The 4,421-nt window shown below is 73.1% G+C and carries 4 protein-coding genes; 1 reads left to right on the top strand and 3 read right to left on the bottom strand.

Features of this window, described 5'->3' with window-relative positions; translation table 11 throughout:
- Positions 1–216: 216 nt before the first annotated feature.
- The 3 genes from HMPREF3099_RS08925 to HMPREF3099_RS08915 form a co-directional block, all read right to left on the bottom strand.
- Positions 217–1,425 carry a S1C family serine protease gene (locus HMPREF3099_RS08925; RefSeq protein WP_181443181.1) on the bottom strand — a complete coding sequence of 403 codons (1,209 nt, stop codon included), beginning with the start codon at positions 1,423–1,425 and terminating at the stop codon, positions 217–219.
- A 111-nt stretch (positions 1,426–1,536) separates the two neighbouring features.
- Complete coding sequence (locus HMPREF3099_RS08920) at positions 1,537–3,036, bottom strand: sensor histidine kinase (protein ID WP_237769811.1); 1,500 nt, start codon at positions 3,034–3,036, stop codon at positions 1,537–1,539.
- Positions 3,033–3,749, bottom strand: a complete 717-nt coding sequence (locus HMPREF3099_RS08915; RefSeq protein WP_070705638.1) for a response regulator transcription factor — start codon at positions 3,747–3,749, stop codon at positions 3,033–3,035. The genes HMPREF3099_RS08920 and HMPREF3099_RS08915 overlap by 4 nt, the downstream gene beginning before the upstream one ends.
- An 88-nt stretch (positions 3,750–3,837) precedes the next feature.
- On the opposite strand from HMPREF3099_RS08915, the gene HMPREF3099_RS12105 reads away from it, so the two are divergent.
- Positions 3,838–4,421: glycosyltransferase 87 family protein (locus tag HMPREF3099_RS12105; protein WP_168168501.1), on the top strand; the 584-nt coding region annotated here is incomplete at its 3' end.

Here is a 4,421-nt window from a genome sequence, read left to right as displayed (position 1 = left end):
CACAGGATCCCGATAACGATTCCCCCAAGAACACCCGCCCCTGCCGAACGCCCCCCAGACATGAGTGCGCCCGGGCCGTGGTCACACACACCCACGGCCCGGGCGGCTTGTTTGTCGGGGAGTCCCCAAGGGGGGAGGGCCTCGACCCGACGGGAACCGGAGTCCCCACCCACGCAGCCGGTCGCACAACGCCTGCGTGGGAGTCCTTGTGCCTGGTCAGTCCGCCTTCTCGCCGGCGGTCACGTCCAGGTCCTTCTTCTGCCCGTCGCGCACGACGGTGAGCTTCGCGGTGTCGCCCACCGCCCGCTCGTGCATCTGGGCAATGAGCGCCCACATGCTGTCCACCGGCTCGCCGTCGATGGCGACGACGACGTCCTTGGCCTTCAACCCCGCCTTGGCGGCAGGCCCGTCCGGCTCCACCGAGGCGATGCCGGCGCCGTTGACGCGCGCGTCGTCCACCTCCACCGTGGTGTCGCCCACGCGCACGCCCAGCTGGGCGTGGGTCGCCTTGCCGTGCTCGATGAGCTCGGAGGTGACGTTCTTCATCTGCGTGGCGGTGATCGCGAAGCCGATGCCGATGTTGCCGGACGCCTGGGGGTTGGACCCCAGCGTGGCGATGGCGGAGTTGATGCCCACCAGCTCGCCCGACGAGTTTACCAGTGCCCCACCGGAGTTGCCCGGGTTGATGGCCGCGGAGGTCTGGACCGCGTTGGTCACCACCTGGGTCTCGGTGTCGCCGGCGCGCACCGGCCGGTCCAGGGCGCTGACGATGCCGGTGGTCACCGTGCCGGACAGGCCCAGCGGGTTGCCCACGGCCATCACCGGGTCGCCGACGCGCAGGCCGGTGTCGTCGCCCACGGTGATCGGCTTCAGGTCCTTGGGGGCGTCCTTCAGCTTGAGCACCGCGAGGTCGGTCTCGGCGTCCGTGCCCACCACCTCGGCGGGGTAGGCACGGTTGTCGCCGAGCGTGACGGTGATGTTCTGGGCGCCGTCGACCACGTGGTGGTTGGTCACCACGTGGCCCTGCTCGTCCAGGATCACGCCGGACCCGGACCCGCCCGAGGTGGCGCTCTGCACGGAGATGGCCACCACGCTGGGCGAGACCTTCTCGGCCACCCCCGACCAGTCCACGCCGTCGGCCGTCGCCGCAGGGGTCTTCCCGGCCGCGGCGGCGTCCCCCGCCGTGGCCTCCTGCTGCGTTCCCTCGTCGGCCTTCGGGCTCGGGTTGCTGGCCGGGGCGCCCTGCGCCACCTGGCGCTGGGTGCTCGTCGTGGTGTCGTCACCGCCGCCGATCACGCCGTTCTCGGCGAGGGTCCAGGTGCCGGCCGTCGCCAGGGCAGCGGAGAGCACCGCAACTGTGGGGACCTGCCACCACCCGCGACGCGGGGGGACGGCCTCCTGGGTCCGTGCCGTGTACTCGTCCATGTCTGCTCCTCTCGACGACCTGCAGTCCACCACCCGATGCTTGGGCCGCGCTGCACCGTCGCTGGGATTTCTCTGGGAGTCCCGGGCCTGGTCCCCGCGGTGGGGTCGGGCTCAGCCCAGGGCGGGCAGCCGCACCTCGAACGTCGCGCCGCCACCGGATGTTCCCAGCGCCCGCACCGACCCGCCGTGCTGCTCCACCGTGGTGGCCACGATGGCCAGCCCCAGCCCGGACCCGCCGCCCGCACCGCGCTGGCGGGAGGGGTCGGAGCGGTAGAAGCGCTCGAACACGCGCTCGCGCTCCTCCTCGGGGATGCCGGGGCCGTGGTCCACCACGCGCAGCACCACCTCGTCGCGGTCGCGGCCCACCTGCACCTCGATGGGGCCGTCGGTGGTGTGCCGCACGGCGTTGGCCACGAGGTTGGTCACCACCTGGCGCAGGGCCGGCTCCCGGCCGGCCACCGGGGTGGCGCCCAGTGGCTGGCCTGCCAGGCCCTGGACGCGCAGGGTGCGCTCCGGCGCCCAGGCGCGGGTGTCGGCCACGGCGTCGCCGGCCAGCACGGTGAGGTCCACCTCGGTGGTCTCGGCGTCGTCGGTGCCGGGGGAGGCCGCGAGGCGGTGCTGCTCGTCGGCGTCCAGGCGCGCCAGCGTCATGAGGTCCTCCACGAGCACTCCCATGCGGGTGGCCTCGTCCTCGATGCGGCGCATGGCCGCCGTGGTGTCCTCGCGCCCGGTGATGGCGCCCGACCGGTACAGCTCGGCGTACCCGCGGATGGCCGCCATCGGCGTGCGCAGCTCGTGGGACGCGTCGGCCACGAAGCGCCGCATCTTCTGCTCCGAGGCGTCGCGGAGCTGGAAGGACCGCTCCACGTGAGCCAGCATCAGGTTGAGGCTGGTGGCCAGCGAGCCCACCTCGTCGCGGGTGCCCGGGTGCGGCACGCGGCGCGAGAGGTTGCCCTCGGCGATGCCGGCCGCGGTGTCCTCGATCTGCGTGAGCGGCCGGAACGCCCGGTTCATGAGCGGCCAGCCCACCAGGGCGCTGGCCACCAGGGCGAGCAGTCCCACGCTGAGGGTGAAGATCTGCAGGTTCCGTACGGCCTCGTCGATCTCACGTAGGGGCCGGGCCACGGCGTAGGTGGCCACGTGGTTGGCGTCCACGCCGGCCACCACGCGCCAGCGGTCGCCGTTGCCGTCGGTCACCGTGAACGGCCGGCCGCTGCGCACCCGCTCGTCCTCGGGGGAGAGGTAGTCCACCCGCGGGGTCGAGCCCGTGCTCTGCGGTGCGGTGACGCTGATGGGCTGGTGGCCGTTCACCGGCATGAACTGGATCCAGTAGTTGTTGGGCGGCCGGAAGCCGGTGGACCCCGCGGTGGTGAAGCTGTCGAAGGCCGACTGCGCCACCGGGGCCGCGGCCCGCTGCAGCTGGTCGTCCACCTGCCGCACCAGGAACTGCTGCATGAGCACCGCCAGGGCGATGGCGGTGGCCGTGAGCGCCCCGGCGATGAGCACCATCGCCACGGTGAGCAGGCGCACCCGCAGCGGCCAGTGGCCGGGTGCCCACCAGCGGCCGCGGCGGGTGCGCCGGGCCCGGGTGCCGGAGGTGGCGGGGGTCACGCGACCGACTGGGGCGGCATCCGCAGCACGTAGCCCACTCCGCGCTTGGTGTGGATGAGGGGCGGCAGGCCCTCGGTGTCGATCTTGCGGCGCAGGTAGGAGATGTAGCTCTCCACGATGCCCATCTCGCCGCGGAAGTCGTAGTCCCACACGTGGTCGAGGATCTGCGCCTTGGAGAGCACCCGGTTGGGGTTCTGCAGCAGGTAGCGCAGCAGGTTGAACTCGGTGGGGGAGACCTCGATGACCCGGCCGGCGCGCACCACCTCGTAGGTGTCCTCGTTGAGGGAGAGGTCCTCGAAGGTGAGCACGCGGTCGTCCTGGGGGTCGTCCTCGGCGCGGCTGCGGCGCAGGATGGCGCGGATGCGGGCCACCACCTCCTCGAGGCTGAAGGGCTTGGTGACGTAGTCGTCGCCGCCGACGGTGAGGCCCTTGACCTTGTCGTCCACGGAGTCGCGCGCGGTGAGGAAGAGCACCGGCATGTGCTGGTCGCGCTCCCGGAGGCGGCGCGTGATGGTGAAGCCGTCCACGTCGGGGAGCATCACGTCGAGCACGAGCAGGTCGGGCTCCACCTCGGCGGCCAGCTGCAGCGCCGTGCTGCCCTGCGCGGCGGTGTGCACCTCGAACCCGGCGAAGCGCAGGCTCGTGGCCAGCAGCTCGCGGATGTTGGGCTCGTCCTCGACGACGAGCAGGGTGGCGTCAGCGGTGGTGTCCATGCTCCCAGCGTCGCGGAGTCGGCTGGGAGTTGGCTGGAGGCTCGCTGGGCGGTCGGCGAGGGGGTGCAGGTGGCACCATGTGCGCATCGTGAGCACTCCCACCGCGCCCTCGGGCGCCCCCGCGTCCCCGTCCGCCGACCTCCCCGCCCGGGCCCTGTGGGTCCCGGCGGTGCTCGTCGCCCTCGTGGCCACCGCCACCCTGCTGGTCAAGGGCGGCTGGCCCATCGACCTGGAGGTCTACCGGTGGGGCGGGCAGCTCGTGGCCGACGGGGACCCGCTCTACGTGGCCCGTGACGGACTGCCCTTCACCTACCCGCCCTTCGCGGCGCTCGTGTTCGTGCCGCTGGCGCTCGTGCCGCGGGCGGTGGCGGTCGCCGTGCTGACCCTCGCGTCCGCGCTGGGCCTCGTGGTGGCGCTGCGGCGGGCCCTGGAGGGGCGGCGCGAGGGCAGCATGACCCTCCTCGGACGCCGACTGGCGCCCACCTGGCCGGTGCTGGGGGCCCTGGGCGTGGCGGCCGTGGTCTGCGAGCCGGTCTGGCAGACCTTCTCCTTCGGTCAGGTCAACCTGCTGCTGGCCGGGCTGCTGGCCGCCGACCTGCTGCGCCGCGGCGACCGCCCCTGGCGCGGGGTGTGGCTGGGCGGGGCTGCCGGCATCAAGCTCCCCCCGGTCTT

The organism is Kytococcus sp. HMSC28H12 (assembly GCF_001816045.1).
Classification (GTDB): domain Bacteria; phylum Actinomycetota; class Actinomycetes; order Actinomycetales; family Dermatophilaceae; genus Kytococcus; species Kytococcus schroeteri.
The sequence above is the reverse complement of the archived record's forward strand: the minus strand, read 5'-3'. Positions and strand labels throughout refer to the sequence as shown.